Origin of the sequence: Pseudomonas marvdashtae, from assembly GCF_014268655.2 — a bacterium.
Classification (GTDB): domain Bacteria; phylum Pseudomonadota; class Gammaproteobacteria; order Pseudomonadales; family Pseudomonadaceae; genus Aquipseudomonas; species Aquipseudomonas marvdashtae.
Window position 1 is genome coordinate 2,689,181 of sequence record NZ_JABWQX020000001.1, and the last position, 22,540, is coordinate 2,711,720.

The 22,540-nt window shown below is 63.1% G+C and carries 20 protein-coding genes; 12 read left to right on the forward strand and 8 right to left on the reverse strand.

The features are described from left to right. Positions 1-70 precede the first annotated feature (70 nt). The 3 genes from HU742_RS12115 to nahK all read left to right on the forward strand — a co-directional run bounded on the left by HU742_RS12115 (position 71) and on the right by nahK (position 5,210). Positions 71-1,255, forward strand: coding sequence for a porin (locus HU742_RS12115; RefSeq protein WP_186632135.1), 1,185 nt, complete (start codon positions 71-73; stop codon positions 1,253-1,255). A gap of 219 nt (positions 1,256-1,474) precedes the next feature. After that, positions 1,475-2,638, forward strand: coding sequence for a nitric oxide-sensing protein NosP (gene nosP / locus HU742_RS12120; protein ID WP_186632138.1), 1,164 nt, complete (start codon positions 1,475-1,477; stop codon positions 2,636-2,638). Then, entirely contained in the window at positions 2,568-5,210 is a 2,643-nt protein-coding gene (gene nahK, locus HU742_RS12125) for a hybrid sensor histidine kinase/response regulator NahK/ErcS' (protein WP_186642647.1), read from the forward strand. Before nosP ends, nahK begins: the two co-directional genes overlap by 71 nt. A gap of 171 nt (positions 5,211-5,381) precedes the next feature. Here nahK and HU742_RS12130 read toward each other — a convergent pair whose 3' ends face one another. The 6 genes from HU742_RS12130 to HU742_RS12155 all read right to left on the reverse strand — a co-directional run bounded on the left by HU742_RS12130 (position 5,382) and on the right by HU742_RS12155 (position 10,454). Beyond that, the gene (locus tag HU742_RS12130; RefSeq protein ID WP_186632144.1) at positions 5,382-6,047 is read right to left on the reverse strand and encodes a response regulator transcription factor; all 666 of its coding nucleotides are present in this window, start codon (positions 6,045-6,047) and stop codon (positions 5,382-5,384) included. Positions 6,048-6,100: 53 nt separating this feature from the next. Next, positions 6,101-6,634: a PQQ-dependent catabolism-associated CXXCW motif protein gene (locus HU742_RS12135; protein ID WP_186642648.1), complete on the reverse strand. Its 534-nt coding sequence runs from the start codon at positions 6,632-6,634 to the stop codon at positions 6,101-6,103. A gap of 115 nt (positions 6,635-6,749) precedes the next feature. Then, the gene (locus tag HU742_RS12140) at positions 6,750-7,547 is read right to left on the reverse strand and encodes an ABC transporter permease (protein ID WP_186642649.1); all 798 of its coding nucleotides are present in this window, start codon (positions 7,545-7,547) and stop codon (positions 6,750-6,752) included. Continuing rightward, positions 7,544-8,275 (reverse strand): ABC transporter ATP-binding protein, encoded by a 732-nt coding sequence (locus HU742_RS12145; protein ID WP_186642650.1) that lies wholly within the window; start codon positions 8,273-8,275, stop codon positions 7,544-7,546. Before HU742_RS12145 ends, HU742_RS12140 begins: the two co-directional genes overlap by 4 nt. Next, positions 8,272-9,261 (reverse strand): YVTN family beta-propeller repeat protein, encoded by a 990-nt coding sequence (locus HU742_RS12150; RefSeq protein WP_186632152.1) that lies wholly within the window; start codon positions 9,259-9,261, stop codon positions 8,272-8,274. Before HU742_RS12150 ends, HU742_RS12145 begins: the two co-directional genes overlap by 4 nt. 26 nt (positions 9,262-9,287) lie before the next feature. Next, the gene (locus HU742_RS12155; RefSeq protein ID WP_186642651.1) at positions 9,288-10,454 is read right to left on the reverse strand and encodes an ABC transporter substrate-binding protein; all 1,167 of its coding nucleotides are present in this window, start codon (positions 10,452-10,454) and stop codon (positions 9,288-9,290) included. Positions 10,455-10,631: 177 nt separating this feature from the next. Here HU742_RS12155 and HU742_RS12160 point away from each other — a divergent pair, with 177 nt between their 5' ends. Then, positions 10,632-11,885, forward strand: a complete 1,254-nt coding sequence (locus HU742_RS12160; protein WP_186642652.1) for a HAMP domain-containing sensor histidine kinase — start codon at positions 10,632-10,634, stop codon at positions 11,883-11,885. After that, entirely contained in the window at positions 11,885-12,523 is a 639-nt protein-coding gene (locus tag HU742_RS12165) for a response regulator (protein WP_186632161.1), read from the forward strand. Before HU742_RS12160 ends, HU742_RS12165 begins: the two co-directional genes overlap by 1 nt. Before the next feature lie 146 nt (positions 12,524-12,669). On the opposite strand, the gene HU742_RS12170 is transcribed toward HU742_RS12165, so the two are convergent. Together HU742_RS12170 and exaA are read right to left on the reverse strand one after the other, a co-directional pair. Continuing rightward, positions 12,670-13,314 carry a pentapeptide repeat-containing protein gene (locus HU742_RS12170; protein ID WP_186642653.1) on the reverse strand — a complete coding sequence of 215 codons (645 nt, stop codon included), beginning with the start codon at positions 13,312-13,314 and terminating at the stop codon, positions 12,670-12,672. 60 nt (positions 13,315-13,374) lie between these two features. Beyond that, positions 13,375-15,231, reverse strand: coding sequence for a quinoprotein ethanol dehydrogenase (exaA, locus tag HU742_RS12175; RefSeq protein ID WP_186642654.1), 1,857 nt, complete (start codon positions 15,229-15,231; stop codon positions 13,375-13,377). A gap of 251 nt (positions 15,232-15,482) precedes the next feature. Here exaA and pedF point away from each other — a divergent pair, with 251 nt between their 5' ends. From pedF to pqqA, 7 genes are all read left to right on the forward strand, one after another. Continuing rightward, positions 15,483-15,944, forward strand: a complete 462-nt coding sequence (pedF, locus tag HU742_RS12180; RefSeq protein WP_186642655.1) for a cytochrome c-550 PedF — start codon at positions 15,483-15,485, stop codon at positions 15,942-15,944. Positions 15,945-15,949: 5 nt separating this feature from the next. Beyond that, entirely contained in the window at positions 15,950-16,825 is an 876-nt protein-coding gene (locus tag HU742_RS12185; RefSeq protein ID WP_186632168.1) for a substrate-binding periplasmic protein, read from the forward strand. A 10-nt stretch (positions 16,826-16,835) separates the two neighbouring features. After that, positions 16,836-17,591: a quinoprotein dehydrogenase-associated SoxYZ-like carrier gene (locus tag HU742_RS12190; protein WP_186642656.1), complete on the forward strand. Its 756-nt coding sequence runs from the start codon at positions 16,836-16,838 to the stop codon at positions 17,589-17,591. A gap of 16 nt (positions 17,592-17,607) precedes the next feature. Next, complete coding sequence (locus HU742_RS12195; RefSeq protein WP_186642657.1) at positions 17,608-18,546, forward strand: quinoprotein relay system zinc metallohydrolase 1; 939 nt, start codon at positions 17,608-17,610, stop codon at positions 18,544-18,546. A 146-nt stretch (positions 18,547-18,692) separates the two neighbouring features. Continuing rightward, on the forward strand, positions 18,693-20,468 hold the full coding sequence (locus HU742_RS12200) for a PQQ-dependent methanol/ethanol family dehydrogenase (protein ID WP_186632177.1): 1,776 nt from the start codon (positions 18,693-18,695) through the stop codon (positions 20,466-20,468). Positions 20,469-20,721: 253 nt separating this feature from the next. Beyond that, positions 20,722-22,242 carry an acetaldehyde dehydrogenase ExaC gene (gene exaC / locus HU742_RS12205; protein WP_186632180.1) on the forward strand — a complete coding sequence of 507 codons (1,521 nt, stop codon included), beginning with the start codon at positions 20,722-20,724 and terminating at the stop codon, positions 22,240-22,242. A 116-nt stretch (positions 22,243-22,358) separates the two neighbouring features. Continuing rightward, the gene (gene pqqA / locus HU742_RS12210; RefSeq protein ID WP_003243383.1) at positions 22,359-22,430 is read left to right on the forward strand and encodes a pyrroloquinoline quinone precursor peptide PqqA; all 72 of its coding nucleotides are present in this window, start codon (positions 22,359-22,361) and stop codon (positions 22,428-22,430) included. Positions 22,431-22,540: the final 110 nt, after the last annotated feature.

Genomic DNA, 22,540 nt, shown 5'->3' on the forward strand with positions numbered 1-22,540 from the left:
AGCGTATGACGCGCCCTGGTGCCTTTCGATAATCGCCTCCGACATCCCGTCCCCTGTTGCGGAGCGCGCCATGCACAACAATAAAAATACCTGCCTGCGTTTTTTGCCTGCGATCATCGCCGGCTTTTCGACCTTGGGGCTGACGCCTTGGGCCCAAGCCGAAATCATGCTGTATGACAAGGACCAGACGACCTTTTCCACCGACGGCTACATCAACGCCTTCTACGTCAACAGCGACGTGGACCGCGCCGGGGAGCAATTCGATCGCCGCCAGTCGCGGGTCAAGATGGGTTTCCTGCCCAACTACCTGGGCTTCAACATGGGCAAGCAGGTCGATGACCTCAAGCTCGGCGCCCGCGCCTCGTTCTGGGTGACCATCAACGACAGCGAAACCAATGGCACCGACACCGCCATCGACGTGCGGCAGTTCTACGGTACCGTCGCCAACCCAGAGTGGGGCGAGGTGCTGATCGGCAAGGACTTCGGCCTGTTCGCCCGCTCCAACATTCTCCTCGATGAACTGCTGGCCGGTTACGGCCAGGTCAGCGACACGCTCGGGCTGGTGGACGGTGGCGGTGTGTCGTTTGGCAACATCGGCAGCGGTTATCCGTATCCGTTCCCGACCTCGCAGATCACTTATCGGACACCTGTCATGGATGGGCTGCGCGTGGCTGTGGGCATCATGGACCCGGTGGACACCAACGACAGCAGCGCCACAGGCAAGGCCTACCAGGAAAACCCGCGCACCGAGAGCGAGGTCACCTACCAGTTCGACCTGGCCGGGGCGAAGATCTACAGCTGGCTCAACGGCAGCTACCAGACTTCCGACAACACCGACTCCAATGTCGAGTCGGTGACTTCCAAGGGCCTGGGCTATGGCGTGCAAGCGAAGATGGGCGGGCTGTCGCTCACGGGCTCCGGATTCCAGGCCAAGGGCATCAACCCGTTCTTCACCAACAATGCCGGCGAAGCCACGTTGCGCAACGTCGACAGCAAGGGCTACCTGCTCCAGGGCTCCTACAAACTGGGCAAGAACCGCCTGGCGCTGTCCTACGGCAAGACCGAGGATGACGGCAACGGCGTGGTCGGCAGCGGCGCGGATTATGAAACCCGTGGCGTCGCGCTGTTCCACGACATCAACGACAACCTCAAGCTCGTGGCCGAATACAACCAGTTCGAGATCAACGGCCACGACACCAGCGCCCAGAATGAAGACACCGATACGTTTGCGGTGGGGGCGGTGTTGACCTGGTAAAGACGAATCGGAACCGTGGCGAGGAAGCTTGCTCCCTCGCCACAAGAGCAGCTTCACATCAACTCGAAGTTTTCGTGGCGGCCCGTACCGTGCGCATCGCGGCGGGGGTTGCCACGGTTCTCATCCCATGGAAGCGTGCACCCGCTACCCAAGTAGCATTCGTGCGCCGGGCCCGGGTTCGTACACTCAGGGCTCTATCACGCGCCGCCGGAGGCGAAGATGCAGCAGGCCCAGAGCGAAGGCGTGGTCAGCGCCATGTCCCAGGCGAAGGACGTCGAGCAGGTGGCCCAGGAACTGGCCCGGCAGCTGCTGCACCCGTACCTGGGTTTCGTGCTGTTTTTCTGTTCCGCCGAATACGACTTGCCGGCCTTGGGCGCTGCGCTGTCCCAGAGCTTTGGTGGGATCCGCCTTGTGGGCTGCACCAGCGCCGGGGAAATCACGCCCCAGGGTTACGGCCGCAACTGCGTAACGGCGGTGGGTTTCGATCATCGGCATTTTTCCATTGCCGCCGAACTGATCGGCGAGATGGAGCATTTCAGCCTGATCGATGCCCAACAGATGGTCGAGCGTTTGGCGGGCGGCTGCCGCAGCAATGCCCTGGCGCCGATCAAGGGCCATAGCTTTGCGCTGACCTTGCTCGACGGCCTGTCCAGCCGCGAGGAAATGGTGCTGGCCGCACTGAGTGCGGCCTTGGGCGATATTCCGCATTTCGGCGGTTCTGCCGGCGACGATAATTACCTGACCCACACTCACGTCTACTTCGAGGGCCAGTTCCACAGCGGCGCGGCCGTGGTGGTGCTGATCAACACCTGGCTGGAGTTCGAGGTGTTCACCACCCATCACATCCTGCCCCGGCAAGAGAAACTGGTGGTGACCGGTGCCGACAGTGCGTCGCGGCGAGTCTACGAGCTCAATGCCGAACCCGCCGCCGAGGAATATGCCCGGCATATCGGCGTGCCGGTGAGCGCGCTGGACTACCGGGTCTTCGCCGCTCATCCCTTGGCCGTGCGCATCAACGACCAATACTACGTGCGCGCCATCCAGCAGGTGCACCCGGACCTGAGCCTGAGTTTTTATTGCGCGGTGGAGAACGGCATCGTACTGACCGCCATGACTCCCGGGCCGTTGCTGCACAACCTGGAAAATCTCTTCGACGGCTTGCAGGCGCGCCTCGGCGACGTGCTGCTGACCATCGGCTGCGACTGTTTCCTCAGGCGCCTGGAGCTGGAAAATCGCGGCGGGTTGGAAGAGATCGGCCAGTTCCTGCGGGACCATCGGGTGATGGGCTTCAACACCTACGGAGAACAGTTCAATGGCATGCACATCAACCAGACCTTTACCGGAGTTGCCATTGCACGCCATCGCGTCCCCGGCCATCGCTGAGCTGCAGGCGCAGGTCGCCGCCCTGCAACATGAAAACCGCAAGCTGCGGCGCATCAACGACGCGCTGATCGAGCGGGTGGAATCCGGCGTCACCCGGGGCAACGATCCGTATGCGGCGTTCCAGCACTCAGTGGTGCTCGCCGAGCAGGTCCGCGAGCGCACCGATGCCTTGAACCAGGCGATGGCCGAGCTCAAGGCCGGCAACCATTTGCTGGGCGAAGCACGGCTGCGGGCGGAAACGGCGCATCGGCACCTGATCGATGCCATCGAAAGCATTTCCGATGCGTTCGTGCTGTTTGACGAACAGCAACGCATCGTCCTGTTCAACAGCCGCTTCAAGGCTTTCTGGGCCCACAGCCGGGTGCGGATCATCGCCGGGATGCGCCTTGGCGAGGTCAAGCGCCTGATGACCGCCAACGGCTTGTTCAGCGAGGAAACCCGCGGCCAGCCCGATGAACCGGTGCTGTATCGTTTGCAAAATGGCCGCTGGTTGCAGGTCAGCGAGCGGCCGACTCAGGAGGGCGGGCGGGTGATCCTGTTCACCGACATCACCGACGTCAAACTCAGCGAAACCGTGCGCCGCGAGCAGGCCATCGCGCAGAAATCCCACCTATTGCAGCGTGCCGTGGACAACCTTTCCCAGGGCGTGGCGATGGTCAATGCCCATGGCGTGCTGGAGCTATGGAACCGGCGCTTCCTGGAGCTCAGCGGCCTGGCACCGGTGGCGGCCCACCGGCCGTTCAACGAAGTGATCGCTGACAGTGAGCTACGACTCCTGACCCCGGCCAGCCGCGACGGCAATGGCCGGCTGATCCACGAATGCGAGCAGCGCCTGTCCGATGGCCGCGTCCTGGAGATCCGCACCCATCCGCTGCCCACCGGCGGCTACGTCAACACATTCACCGACATCACCGAGCGCTACCAGCATGCCGAGGCGCTGAGCGAAAGCGAGCGCTGGATCCGCCTGATCACCGATCACGTACCGGCGCTGATCGCCTATCTCAACGCCGACCTGGTCTACGAATTCACCAACAAGGTCTACGAGCAGTGGTATTGCTGGCCCCGTGGCGTGATGCTCGGCCAGAACCTGCGCGAAGCCCACAGCGAACAGCATTATCAGCGGCTGGAGGCGTATGTGGCCCGGGCGTTGGCCGGCGAGAGTGTGACGTTCGAATTCGCCGAGACCAACATCAACAACCAGGAACGCTACATGTTGCGCTCCTACGTACCCAATCGGCTGGCCAGCGGCGAGGTGGTGGGCATCTTCGTGTTGATCCGCGACATCACCGAACGTCGTCGCACCGCCGAGGCACTGCACCAGGCCTACCAGAACCTGGAGCAACGCGTGCAAGAGCGCACGGCCGAACTGACCACTCTCAACGATCAGTTGCTGCGCGAGATCGAGGAGCGCAGCCGGGTGGAACTGCGCCTGCGCGAGGCCAAGCGCGAGGCCGAGCGGGCCAATCTGTCGAAAACCAAATTTCTTGCGGCGGTCAGTCACGACCTGCTGCAACCGCTCAACGCGGCACGGCTCTTCACCAGCGCCTTGCTTGAACGCCGCGAACCGGTAGCGAACGCGCAGCTGGTGCGCAACGTCAGCAACTCACTGCAGGACGTCGAGAATCTGCTCGGCACGCTGGTGGACATTTCCAAGCTCGATGCCGGCGTGATCAAGCCTGACGTCGCACCGTTCGCCCTCAGTGAGCTGCTCGACAACTTGGCCGCCGAGTACGTCCAGGTCGCGCGTAGCGAGGGCCTGGCGCTGCGCTTTGTGCCGTGTTCCGTGCTGGTGCGCAGCGACATCCAATTGCTGGCGCGAATCCTGCGCAACCTGTTGAGCAACGCCATTCGCTACACCCCCCATGGGCGAGTGGTGCTGGGATGCCGGCGGCACGGTGATCGTGTATCAATCGAGGTCTGGGACACCGGCATCGGTATCGCCCAGAATCGGCTGGAGGAGATTTTCCAGGAATTCAAGCGCGGCGACGTCCAGCGGCCGGACCAGGATCGTGGGCTGGGCCTGGGACTTGCCATCGTCGAGAAAATCGCCGGCATCCTCGGCCACCGGATCCAGGTGCGCTCATGGCCGGGCAAAGGCTCGGTGTTCGCCGTCGAGGTGCCGATCAGCGCCACCGCGCCCAAGCCGCTGCCGTGCCTGGACATGAGCGAACCAATGCTCGAGCGCCTGCGCGGGGCACGGGTATGGGTCCTGGATAACGACGCGGCGATCTGCGCCGGCATGCGCACGTTGCTGGAGGGTTGGGGTTGCCGGGTAGTCACGGCACTGTCGGAGCAGGACCTGGCGCGGCAGGTGGATGGCTACCGTGCCGAAGCGGACCTGTTGATCGCCGATTATCACCTGGACCATGACCAGAACGGCGTCGACGCCGTGGCCCGGATCAACGCCTGCCGTACCTCACCGATCCCGGCCATGATGATCACCGCCAACTACAGCAATGAACTCAAGCAGCAGATCCGCGAGCGCGGCCACACGCTGATGCACAAGCCGGTGCGGCCGATGAAACTCAAGATTGCGATGAGTCATTTGTTGGGCGGATCAACCAGCCGTTAAGTCAACCGCTTTTGTGGCGAGGGAGCTTGCTCCCGCTGGGGTGCGCAGCAGCCCCGTCCATTCGATTCAACCTGGCTGACACACCGAGGTGCCTGGGTTTGGGGCCGCTTCGCGGCCCAGCGGGAGCAAGCTCCCTCGCCACATGGGGTTCTACCCTAAATCAACGGGTGTTCAGCGCCGCAAATAAGCCCCGAAATCGATATCCCCCGCACTGAGAATCGCCTGCACGCGGTTATGCACGTTGAGCTTGCGCAGGATCGCCGAGACGTGGGCTTTCACCGTGGTTTCGGCGATGTCCAGCGTGTAGGCGATCTGTTTGTTCGACTCGCCCTTGGTCATGCGTTCTAGCACCAGCAATTGCTTGCGAGTCAGGGCCTGGAGCAGTTCGGGCGGGAACGCCGGGGTTTCGTTCAGGCGCCGCCCCGTCGGGCTCTTCTGCGAGCGGATGATGTCGGGCGGCAGGTACACGTTGCCGTTGAGGATCTGCTCGATGGCGTCGGTCATTTGCGAGCGCGGCGACGACTTAGTGATGAAACCCACCGCGCCATAAGTAATGGCTTGCAGGACGATCTGCTTGTCCTGCTCAGCGGAAACGATCACCACCGGGATGGTCGGCGCCTCGTTGCGCAGGTTGATCAGGCCGTTGAGACCGTGCATGCCGGGCATGTTCAGGTCCAGCAAGATCAGGTCCAGGTCGTCGTGTTCGCGGGTCAGCGCCAGGGCACTGTCCAAGTCGGCGGTTTCCATCACCTCGCTACCGGCGAAACCGTCGCTGATCACGTTGTGGATGGCTTCGCGAAACAGTGGGTGATCGTCGGCTATCAGGATTTTATACATGGCCATTCACCTCGTTATTGTCGTGTTGGAGCAGTTGCACGCACGCTTGCAGATCAAGGAAAGGGTTCGGGGCGGGCCGCTTGCAGGGGCAGGTTGGCCGCCTCCCAGGCGTCGAGGCCGTCGCGGTACCAATACACCTGTTTATAGCCTATGGCCGCGGCGCGTTTTACCGCGTTCCAGCTCAGCCAGCAATCGGAGCGGCAGTAAAAGACCAGCGGTTGATCGGCGCGCCCGGCGGTGGCTTTGCGCAAGTGAAAAGTGAAGTAATCCTGCCAGGTCGCATCCAGCTCGCCGTCGCCGGTATTGGCCAGCCACAGGCTGCCGGGCAGATTGGAATGAGGCTCAGTGTCAATGAAACGGCCCTGGACCCAGGGGCGACGATAGACATCGATCAGCACCGGAGCGGGCGTTTGCCCAAGCAAACGCTGCAAGGCTTGGGTGTCGAGGGTTTGCGCACCTTCGGCGGTCGCAGGCGTCGGGCTGCGGTATTGAGTGAGGCGATAACCCGCTGCGGAAAACAGCGCGGTGTCAGCCTGCGCGACATTCAGCGACAGGCCCAGCAAGACAATCGCCAGCAAACGGGGCATAGGATTTATCCTTTTTGTTATGCGCCCATTACATGCCAGGGTCAGCGTCTTGTGAATGCGACCATAGACAGGAAAACCGCTACTAAAGTAGTAAATTCCCCTTCGTGCGGCCCCATCAGGCCTGGCTGGCCTTGCGCAACGCCGCATGCTGCGGATTGAACGTCCACACCGCCAGCAGCGCAAACACCAGCGTCAACCCCAGGCACACCGCCAGCGCCAGCAAGTTGAATTGCTCATACAAGGCAAACCGCACCAGTTCCACGCCATGGGTGAACGGGTTGACCGCGCACAGCCAATACAGCCAAGGGCTGGCCTCGAGCATTTTCCACAAGGGGTACAGCGCCGAAGACAGGAAGAACATCGGGAAGATGACGAAATTCATCACCCCGGCAAAGTTCTCCAACTGGCGGATCGCATTCGATAGCAACAAGCCCAGGGCGCTGAGCATCAAGGCCACCAGCAGCAGGGCCGGCAGTGCCGTCAGCAGGCCGATGGCGGGTGGCTGCACGCCGTACAACCAGGCGATGGCGAGGAAGGCGTAGACCTGCAACAGCGAGATCAGCGAGGTCGCCAGCAATTTACTCGCCAGCAGGAAGGCCCGGGGCAGGGGGCTGGTCAGCAATACGCGCATGCTGCCCATTTCCCGGTCGTAGACCATCGACAGCGAACCCTGCATCCCATTGAACAACAGGATCATGCAGGCCAACCCTGGCACGATATACACCTCGTAGGGAATGTAGGTGTCGTAGGGCGCGATGATGGCGATGCCCAGCGCCGCGCGAAAGCCGGCGGCGAACACCAGCAGCCACAGCAAGGGTCGCACCAGGGCGCTGAGCAACCGCGTGCGTTGCAGCACGAAGCGCAGCCATTCGCGCAGGACGATGCCGCTGAAGCACTGCCAATATGCGTTCATCGCGCGGCTCCCCCGGCGGTCAAGCGAGTGAAGGCCGAGCCGAGGCTGCCACCATGCCCAAGGCTTACCTCCTCGGCGCGACCGCTGGCGACCAGCCTTCCCTGGTGGACGATCAGCAAGTCGTCGCTGGGCTGCACTTCGTCCAGCAGATGGGTGGTCCAGAGCACGCTGATGCCTTGTTCGCGACACAGCTGGCGAATATGTTCGCCCAGGGCCTGGCGACTGGCCGGGTCGAGGCCGACGCTCGGTTCGTCCAGCAGCAACAGTTGCGGTTCATGGAGCAGCGCGCGGGCGATCTCTACCCGGCGGCGATGCCCGCCGTTGAGGTCGCGGACCCGTTCATGGCGCCGCTCGGTCAACTGCTGGCGGGCCAGTTCGGCATCGACCCGGACGCCGCCCTGGCGTCGCGAAATACCCTGCAGCGCGAGGTGATAACGCAGGTTCTGGTCAATGCTCAGGTCCAGGTCAAGCGTGCTTTGCTGGAACACCACACCCAACTGGCGCAGGGCCTGGCGGGGCGAGGTTTGCAGCGAATGGCCGCCGACATGGACCGTGCCGCGCTGCACATCGTAGAGCCGCGTCAGCAGCGCAATCAGCGTCGACTTGCCAGCCCCGTTGGGCCCCAGCAGCGCGGCGAAACGCCCGGCGGGCAGGCTGAAACTCATCTGGCGCAAGGCTTCCCGGGTACCGTAGGCGAAGTCCAGGTCACTGACTTGCAGCGCGTTCATGGCGTCACCACCACGCCCCAGGGATAGCGCCCGACCTTCACTGACTTGAGCACCTTGCGGCTTTGCACGTCGATCACCGAGACGTCGCCGCTGACGCCATTGGTCGCCAGCAATTGTTTCTGGTCCGGGGTGAACGCCAATTGCCAGACCCGTCGGCCCACCAGCAGGTAGTCCAGGACTTCGAAGGTTTTCGCGTCGATGACCGCCACGTGATTAGCCGGGCCCAGGGCGACGAACGCCAGGGCGCCGTCGGCACTGAGCTTGATGCCCACCGGCTGCACTTTGTCCGGGTGCACGCCTTTGATCTTGAAGGTCAGGGTCTTGAGGACCTGGCGCGTGGCAACGTCGAGAATGGTCAAGGTCCCGCCGATCTCCGCCGAGGCCCAGAGCTGTGTGCCGTCGCGATTGAATTCAACGAAGCGCGGGCGCTGGTCCACCAGGGTGTTGTCCGCCAGTGTCTGGGTACTGGTGTCGATCCAGTGCAGCATGTTGGTGGTCTCGCTGGTGTTGACCGCCCATTTGCCGTCCGGGCTGACGGCCATGCCTTCCGGCTCGACGCCGACGCCGATCTGGCCCAGTACTTCGGAGGTCTGGGTGTCGATCACCGTGACCAGGGCGTCGTCTTCGTTGGAAACATAGAGCCAGCGGTCGTTGGGGTGCAAGGCAAACTGCTCCGGGTCCTTGCCGGAGGGCAGTTCCTTGATGATCTTGCGGGTGGCGACGTCCATGACCTGGACGCGGTCCGAATCGCTGGCGCAGATGTACAGCAAGCGATTGTCGTGGGACAGCAGCAGGCCCCGGGGGCGCTGGCCGACCGGCAGGGTGTCGATGACTTGCAGGCTCTGCATGTCGATCAGGCTCAGGCTGTTGTCTTTTTCGTTGGAGACCCAGGCGATGCCAGCGGTGGCAGGGCCGGCAATCAGCAGCGCGGCGCCGAGGGCGAGCACCTGGCAGAAAAGAGCGGGTTGAAACGGCGTGCGGCGCATGGCGTTTTCCTTATTGTTGTTATCGATCAGGGGTAGCGGCAGCTCACTTCAGGCTGGTCGTAGCCGAGGCTGTCCATTTCGTTGAAGGGGTGCAGGAAGCCGTCCTGGGGCGAGGTGCTGACCAAGGCCCTTGGCTGCACCAGCGCAATGGGTTGGCGCAACTGGCCGTTCCAGGGCCGATAGCTGAGCTTGCGGCCCTTGAACCCGTCCAGGGGCAGTTGGTCGCTGAGGGCCAGTTGGCGGATGGCGAGCGGGTCGTCCTGGCGCAGCTTGCTGACGGCGGCGGCGATGCTGCGCACGGCGATCCAGGCAGCAAAGTCGCGATCGTTCATCCAGCGCCCGGCGAGGGCTTCGAAGCGTTTTTGCAACTGCGCCGCGCCGTAGGTCTCGACGGTCTTGTGCCAGCCGGTGGGCGTCAGGCCCTGAGTACCGGCTACTGGGCGTGGATACCACGTCTGGTAAGGCACATATTCGCCGAAGTCGCCACGCTCGTCGGCCACCAGCACCACGTCGTACTCGGCGGTCTGGGTGAACAGCGGCATGTCGGCCTGGGCGCTGCGCCGCTGGTCGTTGTCGAAGTGCCAAGCCTTCTCGGCGACGATCTTCATGCCGAAGCGTTTCATGGCCCGGCGCAGGGCGCTGGCGTAGGCCTGGTCTTCAGGCTTCTGGCCGACGATCAGCAAGGCCCGTTGCCATTTGCGCACGACGCTGAACTGGATCAGCGCATCGGCCAGCGTCGCCCGGTCGGGCAGGCTGTGCAGCACGTTGCTCAGGCAGTCGGTGCTGCGCAGGCTGTCATCGGGGCTGCCGGCGTTGAACAGCAGGCTGTCGGGCAGGGCGGCGCTGAGTTGGCGCAGGCTCGCCGCCGGCGCATTGACCACAAACAGGCGCAGGCCTTGCTCATGCTGGGCGCGAGCGGCCTCGAGCAGGGCTTGGGGACTGTCGACGCTGGTGCTTTCGAGGCGATAGTCATGCTTGAGGAAACGCCCCGTGCTGTTGCTGTCGATGATCGCCAGCTCGGCCCCGCGCAGCCCGGCATCGGCAGGCTCGGCGATCACGTTGGACAACAGCGGGCCAGCGTCGGGCTGATAGCCGAGGTAGCCGATGCGCACTTGCAACGGCACGGCATCGCCGGCTTGCACAGTGGTCGCTGCCAGCAGGGATACCAAGGCGTAACTGACGAGCCGGCGCATAAGACCTCCATTGCGGTAGCGCCAGCATAGGAAGGCCGCGGCCTCGGGGAAATATGTAGAAAGTACCGCCGGGGCAGTACCAAGGTAGTAAATCGCCCCGGGCCTTGGGGTTTTAGGATGCAGATAGTCGTCATTCGCACAGGGGATTGCTGTGAATCAGGAAATGGATTGCTAGCTATGTCAGCCCTCTGGCGAATCAATCTTTGGGTCACGATTTTTTTCGCCCTGGTTACCCTGGCGTGCGCAACGCTGCTGTTGCACCAGGCCATGGCCGATGTGAAACGCGAATTGCAATCGGCCGAGTCGGTGGTGCACTACCTGAGCGAAACCGCCCAGCGCGACCCGGCCAGCCTTCAGTCACGACTCACCGGCAGCCTGCGTCACGTGCGGGTGCGCTGGTTGGCGCCAGGGGAGACGTCCCCAGCGGTCGAGGACGGGATGAAAGCCTGGGCAGGGCGGCGGTTATTGGCCGACGGCCCCGCTGCTCAAGTGGTGAACCTGGATGACGGCCGTCGGGCCTGGATTGCCGTGGATCCTCGGGATGAAATCGACGAGATCCTCGACTCCCTGGCGCAACTGCTCGGGGTCTGCGCGATGGCCTTGCTGGTCAGCCTGTTGGTGATCCGCTGGGCGGTGCGCCGGGGTATGCGTTTGCTTGATGAATTGCTGCATGCGCTGCATCAAGTGTCCGCCGGGGACCTGCAGGTGAACTTGCCGGCCGGAGGCGTCTCGGAGGCCCAGCGGCTGGCGGAGCATTTCAACCGGATGACCGCCGCCCTGGCCCAGACCCGAGCGGATAACACCCGGCTGACCCAGGCGTTGTTGGCGGTGCAGGAGAAGGAGCGCACGCAACTGGCGCAGACTCTTCACGATGACCTCGGCCAGTACGTGGCGGGCATCCGCGCGCAGGCCTGCCTGCTGCGGCTGGTGATCGATCAGCCGCTGGTACTTGAGCGCGCGGCCAGTGAGCTGGAAGAGCACTGCAATCATTTGCAGCAGGGCTTTCGCGCGTTGGTGCACGACTTGTACCCCGTGGTGCTGCAGCACCTGCCGCTGTGCGAGGCGATCGGGATGTTGGCGCGGCAATGGCAGGATAGCCAGGGCATCGCCTGCCAATTGCGGATCGATGGCGTGCTGCCGTCGTTGTCCGCACCGAACAATGTCCACCTGTATCGCCTGTTACAGGAAGCACTGACCAACATCGCCCGGCATGCCGGAGCCGGCCAGGTACGGATCCGGATTCAGCACCGCACGGGGCGTTTACGACTGCTGGTTCGCGATAACGGCTGTGGCGCGACGCAACCGGCCCGGCCGGGCGTGGGCCTGCATTCGATGGCCGAACGGGCGCGAAGCCTGGGCGGTGAGCTGCGCATCATCAGTCGACCTGGCGCCGGATGGGCGCTGGCCTTGAATATTGCGCTGGAGGTGTGATGAACATTTTATTGGTGGACGACCATGCGGTGGTTCGGCAGGGCTATGCCAGCCTGTTGCGGGCACTGATGCCGGAACTGCTCGTCCGCGAAGCGGCTTCGGGAGAAGAGGCGCTGAGCCAGGTGCAAGAGCAGGTGCCAAACCTGGTGATCATGGATTTTGGCCTGCCGGGCATCAGCGGCCTGGAAACTACCCGGCGCCTGCGCCAACGCCTGCCGCAGCTGCGGGTCTTGTTCTTCAGCATGCACGACGAATTGCCCTTGGTCCGCCAGGCACTGGACGCCGGCGCCGCAGGTTACCTGACCAAGAATTCCGCGCCGCCAATCCTGGTGGAAGCGGTGAGACGCGTGCTGGCCGGCCATGCCTATATCGAGCAAGCCCTGGCCACCCAATTGGCCTGCGCGGGCAACCGCAACGATGTGGACCCGCGCCTGCAATCGATGACCCAGCGCGAATTGGAAATCTTTGTGATGCTCGCCAAGGGTACCCCGGCGCGCACCATCGCCGAACAGCTGTGCATCAGCGCCAAGACCGTGTCCAACCATCTGACACTGCTCAAGAGCAAGCTGCAGGTCAGCTCCCATGCCGAGTTGGTGCATTTGGGGATCGACATGGGCGTGGTGCGGATTGCCGGTTGAAAGGCTGGTGACCTGTTGCAGATCGTTCCCGCGCTCTGCGTGGGAATGCAGCCTGGGACGCTTTGCGTCCCACCAGAGCCGAACGCGGAGCGTCCGTTTAGGCATTCCCACGCGGAGCGTGGGGACGATCAGCCAGGGGGCCTGCGTCAGCGATCCCAAGTCGTCGGGCAACCGGTGCAACCCTGCATGTTCGCATCCTGGAAATTCCCATAATGCTGGCGAGAGCCATTGAGGTTGGCCTGTTCGAGGTTGCTTTCGCCAAGCTTCACTTCCTGCAGATTGGCATCGCGCAGGTCCGCGCCCTTGAGGTCGGCTTTGCTCAGCCAAGCCATTTCCAGGTCGGCGGCTTGCAGGTTGGCAGCGTGGAGCCGGGCGCCGGACAAGCGGGCGAACTGCAAATAGGCGCCGCTTAGGTCGGCCCGCTGGAATTGCGCGCCCTGGGCAAACAGGCCCCAGCCCTGGATTGCCTTGAGCGTCGCACCGCTGAAGTCCGCCAGGCGCAGGTTGCTCTGTTGCAGGTTTGCTCGGTTCAGGTTGGCGCCTTGCAGCTGGGCTTTCTCCAGGTTGGCCAGGTCCAGCCGGGCGTGACGCAAGTCGGCATCGCGCAGGTCGGCGCCGCTGAGATTCATCTTGCGCAGGTCCTGGTTCGCCAGGTTCGCCCCCCGCAGGTCGGCGCCGGGGCATTGGCTGGCTTCGGCGATGACGCAGCCATTGATCGTCAGTGGAACGTCGGGGGTCTCGGCGTGGGCCTGGGTACCGACGAGCAACAGCACAAAAGACAGATATTTCATGGCGAGAACTCAATGGTTGTGGGGGGCGAAGCAGGTTCGCTCCCCCACAGAGGATTGGAGTTATTGCTTGGCCGTCGCCTTATCCCAACTCGGAATCTTGAACACCCAGAACGACCCACCTTGGGCGACCGGTTTGGTCAGCTCGGCCATGTCGCCGCCCCACAGCGGCACGGCGCCGCCATAACCGACGGTCACGCCGATGTATTGCTCGCCGTCCTGCTCCCAGGTGACAGGCGGGGAAACGATGCCGCTGCCGGTCTGGAACTTCCACAGCTCCTTGCCGGTTTTCGCATCGAAGGCCTTGAAGAAGCCGTCGCCGGTGCCGGTGAACACCAGGTTGCCCTTGGTGGCGAGCACGCCGGCCCACAGTGGCAGTGGCTCCTTGTGCTCCCATACGACTTTGCCGGTGGTGGGATTCATCGCCCGCAGGCTTCCGACGTGATCGTCGTACATGCGCTTGATGCGAAAGCCCATGCCGAGGTAGGCCGAGCCTTTTTTGTAGCTCACTTCTTCGGTCCAGTACTCCTCTTTCCAGTGGTTGCCGGGGACGTAGAACAAGCCGGTGTCCTGGCTGTAGGCCATGGGGTTCCAGTTCTTGCCACCGAGGAAGGGCGGCGAGACCTCCACCGGTTTGCCTTTGGTCTCGCCGGGCAATGGCTTGGCCGGACGCTGGCCGGGATTCTCCACCGGACGACCGGACTTGAGGTCAATGTGGCTGGCCCAGGTGATGTTGTCGACAAAGGGGAAGGCGTTCTGCAGCTTGCCGTTGTTGCGGTCCACCACGTAGAAGAACCCGTTGCGGTCGGCGTGGGCGGTGGCTTTCACCACTTTGCCGTCCTTGTCCTTGTAGTCGAACAGCACCAACTCGTTGTTGCCGGAGAAATCCCAGGCGTCGTTGGGGGTGTGTTGGTAGAACCACTTCACTTCGCCAGTGCTTGGGTCGACACCGACTTGGCCGGAGGTGTAGAGGCTGTCGTAATCGTGGGGGTTGCCGTCCTTGGACGTGCGCGCCCAGGTGTTCCATGGGCCGGGGTTGCCTGCGCCGACGATAATGGTGTTGGTCTCGGGATCGAAACTGGCGCTCTGCCAAGGCGCGCCGCCGCCGTGGCTCCACGCTTCGACCTTGCCGGTCTCGGTGGTCTTGTCGTCAGGCCAGGACGGGGCCTTGACGTCGCCGGTCGGCGTGCTGTCCTTGCCATTGAGGCGGCCCATGTGGCCTTCGACAAACGGGCGCATCCAGACTTCTTCGCCAGTGTCCGGGTCGCGGGCGAACAGTTGCCCGACCACGCCGAACTCGTCGCCGGAACTGCCGTGGATCAGCAGCACCTTGCCGCTGGTCTTGTCCTTGATCAGCACCGGGGCGCCGGTCATGGTGTAACCGCCGGCGTGATCGCCGAACTTCTTGTTCCACACCACCTTGCCGGTGTTCTTGTCCAGGGCGACCACCCGCGCGTCCAGCGTCCCGAAATAGATCTTGTCGCCATAGATCGCCGCGCCGCGGTTAACCACGTCGCAGCACGGGCGAATGTTGTCCGGCAGACGATGGTTATAGGTCCACAGGCGCTTGCCGGTCCTGGCGTCGAGGGCGAATACCCGCGAATAGGAACCCGTCACGTACACCACACCGTCACTGACGATGGCCTGGGATTCCTGGCCGCGCTGCTTTTCGTCGCCAAACGAATACGACCAGGCCGGCGTGAGCTTGAACACGTTTTTGTCATTGACCTGGGCCAGCGGACTCCAGCGCTGGGCGTTGGTGCCCATGCCGTATTGCAGCACGTCCTGGGTGGTCAGGTGGTCGTTGGCGATGTCTTCCCAGGTGACGGCGGCGTTCGCCTGCGGGCCCAGGGCCAGGCTGCCGGCCAGCAGCAAGGCGACGGTCAGGGAGGAGAGGGCAGGTAGCGTTTTTATTGTCATGGTGGGATTTCCCAGTGAGGTTTTGGCCTGACTAGGTTCGGGGCTGGCAAGCCCGTCCGATACGGAAAAAGTCCCGCCCTTGCCGGGAAGATTTCCCAAACCGGCTGTATTTGCGACTTGAGTCGAATGGCCCGCTACCAAGGGAGTAGAACGCGGCCACCAAAGCAGCATTCGGCTGGTGGCGAGCGGTTCCTAAGATGACGGCACGGCTTCCTTGCAGAAGCCTGCGTGCAATCTGAGAGGGCATAACAATGACAACAAAACGCAACGCCATCATCGCTTCCGCATTGCTGATAGGGCTGGCTGGCGCAGGCTCGGTATGGGCTCACGGCAACGTAGTGCCCCAGGCAGTGGAAACCCAAGGGCTGACTCCCATCAAGGACACCAACCTGCCATTGGACGCCGATGGGTGGGCCGCGCAGAACCCGTATCGCAATGCTCCCGAGCGAGACAAAGCCGTGGAAATCGGTGCCTCGGCCTATAACCAGAACTGCGCCGCTTGCCATGGCCTGGAAGCCAAGTCCGGCGGGATCGCCCCGGACCTGCGCATGCTCGACGCCGCCGAGGCCGGTGATGAGTGGTTCGTGGAGCGCGTGCGTCACGGCGCGGTGCGCGACGGCCGGGTCTACATGCCAAAAATGGCCGATTACTTGAGCCAGGAAGCCTTGTGGGCGGTGCGCACGTACCTTGACAGCGTGCACGTCGAGGAGTGATTGCCATGCGCCTGTTTGCGTGGCTGACGTGCGGCCTGCTGCTGTGGGGCCAGGCGGTGCAGGCGCAAGTGCGTAGCTACGATCAGATGATCGCCGCAGGCGAATTGAAGGTCGCGGTCTACAGGGACTTCGCCCCCTACAGTTTTGAAGACCAGGGCCAGCCCCGGGGCGTGGACGTGGAATTGGCACAGGCCTTGGCCCAGGCGCTCGGCGTACGCCTGGCACTGATCTGGGCGCCACCCGGCGAAAAGCTCGACGATGACCTGCGCGACTACATCTGGCGTAGCAGTGCGCTGCACGGCCGACAACTGGCCGACCTGATGATGCGGGTTCCGTACGATCACGATTACGTCCAGAAGCGCAACGACATCGGCGAGCTGGAAAATGCCCAGGTGGTGATGTTCGGACCGTACCAGCAGGAATGCTGGCAGGTGGCATACGACCGGCGTCGGCTGGATTCGGTCGGCAGCGTCGCGGTGTTCCAGCAGCACCCCATTGGCGTTGAAGTCGACAGCGTGCCGTCGTTCTACCTGACGTCTGTGTTCAACGGCATGCTCAGTGCCAAGACCCGCCACTATCCCAGCGTTGCCAAAGCCTTCGCCGCCATGCAAGCGGCGCAAGTGGATGCAGTGATGGCGATGCGAGGGGAAATCGATTGGCAGGTGCACCGAGCGGCCGATCCGCAATTGGCGCTGGCCGAAAACGCTTACCCGAACATGGGCAAGCAACGCTGGGAAATCGGCATGGCGGTGCACGAAAGCAACCGGCAATTGGCCTATGCGGTGGAGGAGGCGCTGGAAGCGTTGATACGCGACGGCAGCCTCAAGGCCATCTATGCCCGATACGGCCTGCGTTACGAAGTTCCCGAAATGTACCAATAGGAGCGCAGGGATGAACTGGCGAGCGTATGGCCTGCTGTTGGGGTGCCTACCGTGGCTGGCGATGGCGGTGGAGCCGGGTAAGGATCCTGTGCCCTCGGTGATGTGGGCCTTTTACCACAAGCAATTGCTCGCCGACGCGCCCTTCGTTTTCGACGAGCGGGTACGCGTGTTGGCGCCGCCCTTCGCCGAGGATGCGCGCCAGGTGCCGTTGGAAATCGATGCGCGGGCGTTCACTGGCGACGTCGTGCGCGTACTGGCCTGGGCCGAGTTGAATCCCTTGCCGAAAATCGTCGATTTCCAGCCATCCGAGAGGGTGCTGCCCTGGCTCTCGGTCCGCATTCGCATCGAGCAGGCCACCCCATTGCGCGCCGCCGTGCAAACCCGTGACGGCTTGTGGCACGTCGGCTCGACCCTGATCGACGCGGCCGGTGGCGGTTGCACCGCGCCCAGCGTCGTGCGCACGCAGCCCGGCTGGGAGGAACGCCTGGGCGAAGTATTGGGCGGCCGTTATCCGCGCGGGGATTGGAGTCGCCTGCGCCTGCAGATCGCTCATCCCATGGACAATGGCCTGGTGAGCGGCATCCCGGAATTTTTCATCAATCAGGCGCGACTGCTGGACGCCGACGGCCAGCAACTGGCGAGCCTGGAGCTGTTTCCGGCAGTCAGCGAAAACCCCAACCTGGGCTTTGACATCAAGGGCCCCGGGCAGACCCGCCTGGTATTGCGCGACAACAGCGGCAATGAATTCGAAGCGGCCATTCCCTGATCAAAAGGAGCACAGCATGCGCTGGTTGTTGCTGATCTGCCTTGGGCTGTGCCTGCCGGCGTGGTCCGCCACCGATTATTCCCTCAAGCCTCGGCAGATCGCCGAGGGCACGTGGCTGCTGGAGGGCAGCACCGATAATTTCGCCAAGGCCAACGGCGGCAACATCGTCAACACGGCGTTCATCGTCACCGCCGCTGGTGTGGTGGTCATCGACACCGGGCCGTCGAAGCGTTACGGCGAGGCGTTGCGCCAAGCCATCGCCGCGACCACCGACAAACCGGTGATCCAGGTGCTGCTGACCCATCATCACCCGGATCATGTACTGGGCAACCAGGCGTTCAGCGACGTACCCATCGGCGCGTTGTCCGGCACCACCGACCTGCTGCGACAGCAGGGCGATGCGATGGCCGAGAACATGTACCGGCTGGTGGGGGACTGGATGCGCGGCACCGAGGTGGTGCTGCCGACTCAGGTGCTGGAACCCGGCACGCTGAAAGTCGGTGACCATTCGCTGCGCCTGCTGGCGCTTGCCGGGCACACCGGGGCGGATTTGGCGATCTTCGATGAAACCACCGGTGTGCTGTTCGCCGGCGACCTGGTGTTTTACGAGCGCGCCCTGACCACACCGAACAGTCCTGGACTGGATGTCTGGCTCAAGGACCTGGAGACCTTGCAGGCTTTGCCTTGGAAGCAGATCGTGCCCGGCCACGGACCGGTGGCGAGCGATGCCCGGCCTTTTGCGCAAATGCGCGACTACCTGGGCTGGCTCGATCAACTGATGCGCGACGGCGCGGCGCGCGGCGATGACATGGCCGAGATGATCCGCAGCCCCATTCCTGAACGCTTTTCCGGGATCAGTCTGAGTCGTTATGAATTGATTCGCAGCGTCAGTCATCTGTATCCGCGTTATGAGCGGGCTGGGATGAAGCGGGTGGACACCCGCGACCCTGGCTGAGCACGCGTCCCTGTGGCCTCTATGTGTACCAAGGAACTAGAAAACTCAGCACAGCGGGCAATTGTTGGCAGCGGCCCCTGGCCCAAGAATCTGTGGCAGACCGGGAAAATTTCCCGGGTATAACAATAACCGCAGAGGTAGCCGCCATGACCCATCCCGCACGTCGCCAACCCTTCGCCGTGAACCTGCTGCTCAGTGCCATGCTGCTGTCCGGTTCGGCCTTGGCCGCCGTGACCGACCAGGAAATTCTCCAGGATCCGAAAAACCCGCAACAGATCGTGACCAACGGCCTCGGCGTGCAGGGCCAGCGCTATAGCCCGCTCGATACCCTGAACGTTAACAACATCAAGGACCTGCGGCCGGTCTGGGCGTTCTCCTTCGGCGGCGAAAAGCAGCGCGGCCAGCAGGCCCAGCCGATGATCAAGGACGGCGTGATGTACCTCACCGGTTCCTATTCGCGGGTGTTCGCGGTGGACGCCCGTACTGGCAAGAAACTTTGGCAATACGACGCGCGGCTGCCAGACGACATCCGCCCTTGCTGCGATGTGATCAACCGCGGTGTGGCGCTGTATGGCGACCTGGTGTTCTTCGGCACCCTCGACGCCAAGCTGGTGGCCCTGAACAAGGACACCGGCAAGGTGGTGTGGAGCAAGAAGGTCGCCGACCACAAGGAAGGTTATTCCATCAGCGCCGCGCCCATGGTCGTGAATGGCAAGCTCATCACCGGCGTGGCGGGGGGCGAGTTCGGCGTGGTCGGCCAGATCAGCGCCTACGATCCGAAGAATGGCGAGCTACTGTGGACCCGTCCGACCGTGGAAGGCCACATGGGCTATGTCTACAAGGATGGCAAGGCGGTGGAGAACGGGATCTCCGGCGGCGAAGCCGGCAAGACCTGGCCCGGCGATCTCTGGAAAACCGGCGGTGCGGCGCCTTGGCTGGGCGGCTACTACGACCCGGAAACCAACCTGTTGCTGTTCGGCACCGGCAACCCGGCACCGTGGAACTCTCACCTGCGTCCTGGCGACAACCTCTATTCCTCGTCGCGCCTGGCGTTGAACCCGGACGACGGCAGCATCAAATGGCACTTCCAGAGCACGCCGCATGACGGCTGGGATTATGACGGCGTCAACGAGCTGATCTCGTTCAACTACAAGGACGGCGGCAAGGACATCAAGGCGGCGGCCACTGCCGACCGCAACGGCTTCTTCTACGTGCTCGACCGCACCAACGGCAAGTTCATCCGTGGCTTCCCATTCGTTGACAAGATCACCTGGGCCACCGGCCTGGACAAGGACGGGCGGCCGATCTACAACGAGGCCAGCCGTCCGGGAGCGCCGGGCAGCGAAGCCAAGGGCAGCTCGGTGTTTGTCGCCCCGGCGTTCCTCGGCGCGAAGAACTGGATGCCGATGGCCTACAACCAAGACACTGGCCTGTTCTACGTGCCGTCCAACGAATGGGGCATGGACATCTGGAACGAAGGCATCGCCTACAAGAAGGGCGCGGCGTTTCTCGGTGCCGGTTTCACCATCAAGCCGCTGAACGAGGACTACATCGGCGTGCTGCGGGCCATCGATCCGAAGACCGGCAAGGAAGTCTGGCGCCACAAGAACTTCGCGCCGCTGTGGGGCGGTGTGTTGACCACCAAGGGCAACCTGGTGTTCACCGGCACGCCTGAAGGCTTCCTGCAGGCCTTTAATGCCAAGACCGGCGAAAAAGTCTGGGAATTCCAGACCGGCTCCGGCGTGCTCGGCTCGCCCATTACCTGGGAAATGGACGGCGAGCAATACGTCTCGGTGGTCTCGGGCTGGGGCGGCGCAGTGCCGCTGTGGGGCGGCGAGGTGGCCAAGCGCGTGAAGGACTTCAACCAGGGCGGCATGCTCTGGACCTTCAAGTTGCCGAAGGAGCTAGTGGCTAAACGCTAAAACCTGCGGAGAGACGTGGCGAGGGAGCTTGCTCCCGCTCGATTGCGCAGCAATCGCAAAATGTCGGGTCTGCTGCGCAGCCCAGCGGGAGCAAGCTCCCTCGCCACGGTACCTGCGCTGGCCTTGAGCTTGAAACCTACGACCAAATAACGAGAGTCCCCCTGCCAACGACGCATTCGTCCACCGCGCGGGGCTCTCTACCATCGGCCTATCGCCTGTCCCGCGACAGGCATCGACCAGGCAGAGGCCCATCATGATCTACGCACAACCCGGAACCCCAGGCGCCGTCGTTTCCTTCAAGCCGCGCTATGGCAATTTCATCGGCGGCGAATTCGTCGCGCCGGTCAACGGCGAGTACTTCACCAACACCTCGCCGGTCAACGGCGAGGTCATCGGCGAGTTCCCACGCTCCAGCGCCGCCGACATCGACAAAGCCCTGGACGCTGCCCATGCCGCGGCCGATGCCTGGGGCAAGACCTCGGTCCAGGATCGTTCCCTGGTGCTGTTGAAAATCGCCGACCGCATCGAGCAGCACCTGGAAGTCCTCGCTGTCGCTGAAACCTGGGACAACGGCAAGGCCGTGCGCGAAACCCTCAACGCCGACGTGCCGCTGTCGGCTGACCATTTCCGTTATTTCGCCGGGTGCATCCGTGCCCAAGAGGGCGGGGCCGCCGAGATCAACGAACTGACCACGGCCTATCATTTCCACGAGCCCCTGGGCGTGGTCGGGCAGATCATTCCGTGGAACTTCCCGCTGCTGATGGCCGCCTGGAAACTCGCCCCGGCCCTGGCCGCCGGCAACTGCATCGTGCTCAAGCCAGCGGAGCAGACGCCGCTGTCGATCACCGTGTTCATGGAACTGATCGCCGACCTGCTGCCGGCCGGCGTCTTGAATATTGTCCATGGCTTTGGTCGCGAGGCCGGTGAAGCCTTGGCCACCAGCAAGCGCATCGCCAAGATCGCCTTCACCGGCTCGACCCCGGTGGGCTCGCACATCATGAAATGCGCGGCCGAGAACATCATTCCGTCCACCGTTGAGCTGGGCGGCAAGTCGCCGAACATCTTCTTCGAAGACATCATGCAGGCCGAGCCGGCGTTCATCGAAAAGGCCGCCGAGGGCCTGGTGCTGGCGTTTTTCAACCAGGGTGAAGTCTGCACCTGCCCATCGCGGGCGTTGGTGCAGGAATCGATCTACGTGCCGTTCATGGCCGAGGTCATGAAGAAAATCGCCAAGATCAAGCGCGGCAATCCCCTGGACACCGAGACCATGGTCGGCGCCCAGGCGTCCCAGCAGCAATACGACAAGATCCTTTCGTACCTGGACATCGCCCGGGAAGAGGGCGCCGAGCTGCTCACCGGCGGTGCAGCCGAACGTCTTGAAGGCGATCTGTCGAGCGGCTATTACATCCAGCCGACCCTGCTCAAGGGCCACAACAAGATGCGCGTGTTCCAGGAAGAAATCTTCGGCCCGGTGGTGGGCGTGACCACGTTCAAGGACGAAGCCGAAGCCCTGGCGATTGCCAACGACACCGAGTTCGGCCTTGGCGCCGGCCTCTGGACCCGCGACATCAACCGCGCCTACCGCATGGGCCGGGCGATCAAGGCCGGTCGCGTGTGGACCAACTGCTACCACCTGTACCCGGCGCATGCTGCGTTCGGCGGCTACAAGAAGTCCGGCGTGGGCCGTGAGACGCACAAGATGATGCTCGATCACTATCAGCAGACCAAGAACCTGCTGGTGAGCTACGACGTCAATCCGTTGGGATTTTTCTAACGGCCTGTACTACCAACGCACCCCACCCATTGCTCCGAAAGTAGCATTCGAGCCTTGGCCGCCCCATGCATTAATGACCCTGCCGGAATCGCCCGGTACAAGAAGAGGAAAGACCCATGTGGACTAAACCCGCGTACACCGACCTGCGTATTGGCTTTGAAGTGACGATGTACTTCGCCAACCGATGAGGGCCGGCCCGGCCAGGCGCGGTCTGGCCGGGCTACCCATTGGTCTGATTGCATTCGCGGCGGGATGCTTTAGGCTCAGGGTATTCCAAGACAATAAGAACAGGCTTACC

Excerpts from the sequence above, each read along its gene's own strand:
- HU742_RS12115 (WP_186632135.1), top strand. The coding sequence starts at position 71 with ATGCACAACAATAAAAATACCTGCCTGCGTTTTTTGCCTGCGATCATC.
- nosP (WP_186632138.1), top strand. The coding sequence starts at position 1,475 with ATGCAGCAGGCCCAGAGCGAAGGCGTGGTCAGCGCCATGTCCCAGGCG.
- nahK (WP_186642647.1), top strand. The coding sequence starts at position 2,568 with ATGGCATGCACATCAACCAGACCTTTACCGGAGTTGCCATTGCACGCC.
- HU742_RS12130 (WP_186632144.1), bottom strand. The coding sequence starts at position 6,047 with ATGTATAAAATCCTGATAGCCGACGATCACCCACTGTTTCGCGAAGCC.
- HU742_RS12135 (WP_186642648.1), bottom strand. The coding sequence starts at position 6,634 with ATGCCCCGTTTGCTGGCGATTGTCTTGCTGGGCCTGTCGCTGAATGTC.
- HU742_RS12140 (WP_186642649.1), bottom strand. The coding sequence starts at position 7,547 with ATGAACGCATATTGGCAGTGCTTCAGCGGCATCGTCCTGCGCGAATGG.
- HU742_RS12145 (WP_186642650.1), bottom strand. The coding sequence starts at position 8,275 with ATGAACGCGCTGCAAGTCAGTGACCTGGACTTCGCCTACGGTACCCGG.
- HU742_RS12150 (WP_186632152.1), bottom strand. The coding sequence starts at position 9,261 with ATGCGCCGCACGCCGTTTCAACCCGCTCTTTTCTGCCAGGTGCTCGCC.
- HU742_RS12155 (WP_186642651.1), bottom strand. The coding sequence starts at position 10,454 with ATGCGCCGGCTCGTCAGTTACGCCTTGGTATCCCTGCTGGCAGCGACC.
- HU742_RS12160 (WP_186642652.1), top strand. The coding sequence starts at position 10,632 with ATGTCAGCCCTCTGGCGAATCAATCTTTGGGTCACGATTTTTTTCGCC.
- HU742_RS12165 (WP_186632161.1), top strand. The coding sequence starts at position 11,885 with ATGAACATTTTATTGGTGGACGACCATGCGGTGGTTCGGCAGGGCTAT.
- HU742_RS12170 (WP_186642653.1), bottom strand. The coding sequence starts at position 13,314 with ATGAAATATCTGTCTTTTGTGCTGTTGCTCGTCGGTACCCAGGCCCAC.
- exaA (WP_186642654.1), bottom strand. The coding sequence starts at position 15,231 with ATGACAATAAAAACGCTACCTGCCCTCTCCTCCCTGACCGTCGCCTTG.
- pedF (WP_186642655.1), top strand. The coding sequence starts at position 15,483 with ATGACAACAAAACGCAACGCCATCATCGCTTCCGCATTGCTGATAGGG.
- HU742_RS12185 (WP_186632168.1), top strand. The coding sequence starts at position 15,950 with ATGCGCCTGTTTGCGTGGCTGACGTGCGGCCTGCTGCTGTGGGGCCAG.
- HU742_RS12190 (WP_186642656.1), top strand. The coding sequence starts at position 16,836 with ATGAACTGGCGAGCGTATGGCCTGCTGTTGGGGTGCCTACCGTGGCTG.
- HU742_RS12195 (WP_186642657.1), top strand. The coding sequence starts at position 17,608 with ATGCGCTGGTTGTTGCTGATCTGCCTTGGGCTGTGCCTGCCGGCGTGG.
- HU742_RS12200 (WP_186632177.1), top strand. The coding sequence starts at position 18,693 with ATGACCCATCCCGCACGTCGCCAACCCTTCGCCGTGAACCTGCTGCTC.
- exaC (WP_186632180.1), top strand. The coding sequence starts at position 20,722 with ATGATCTACGCACAACCCGGAACCCCAGGCGCCGTCGTTTCCTTCAAG.